The organism is Marinomonas sp. ef1 (assembly GCF_002806845.1).
GTDB lineage: Bacteria > Pseudomonadota > Gammaproteobacteria > Pseudomonadales > Marinomonadaceae > Marinomonas > Marinomonas polaris.
The window spans coordinates 1-219 of sequence record NZ_NHTT01000054.1 but is presented as its reverse complement, the minus strand read 5'-3'; the positions used below and the strand labels follow the sequence as shown (position 1 = coordinate 219).

General features: G+C 52.5%; 1 rRNA gene. It reads left to right on the top strand.

Features of this window, described 5'->3' with window-relative positions:
- Positions 1-219, top strand: a 16S ribosomal RNA gene (locus CCS02_RS22060); the annotation flags it as partial.

Sequence of the window (219 nt, the reverse complement as noted above, 5' to 3'; positions counted from 1 at the left end):
AGCACGGAGAAACTTGTTTCTTGGGTGACGAGCGGCGGACGGGTGAGTAACGCGTAGGAATCTACCTAGTAGAGGGGGACAACATGTGGAAACGCATGCTAATACCGCATACGCCCTAAGGGGGAAAGGAGGGGACTTTTCGGAGCCTTCCGCTATTAGATGAGCCTGCGTAAGATTAGCTAGTTGGTAGGGTAAAGGCCTACCAAGGCGACGATCTTT